At 42.2% G+C, this 275-nt stretch carries 1 protein-coding gene; it reads right to left on the bottom strand.

Annotation, left to right across the window (positions count from 1 at the left end; translation table 11 throughout):
* Nucleotides 1–275: transposase (locus V6256_RS15315; RefSeq protein ID WP_424141077.1), on the bottom strand; the 275-nt coding region annotated here is incomplete at both ends.

Raw genomic sequence — 275 nt, 5'->3', positions numbered from 1 at the left:
CTCATTCCTTCACTATTGCTGATTGGTAAAACAAGGGCTTCTGTTTGCCCTGTGTTAATACACACAGCACCGAACAGGTACGCATACTCAAATTGCTGCTGTTGAATAGCCCTTGGTCTTGTGCCTTTTTCTGCCCATATTTTAGTGGTTGTATTTCTTTGCCCGAATCGAGCTTCGTCTTGAAACCACACAAGGACATTATTAAGGCACACATGCCCTGGGATCTTAAGGATCGTTTCTATTTGGAATTTTTTTAAAAGACGCTTGTGCTTCGA

It is taken from the genome of Psychromonas aquatilis (assembly GCF_038155185.1).
Taxonomy (GTDB): Bacteria; Pseudomonadota; Gammaproteobacteria; order Enterobacterales; family Psychromonadaceae; genus Psychromonas; species Psychromonas aquatilis.
This window is presented reverse-complemented; position numbering and strand designations above follow the sequence as displayed.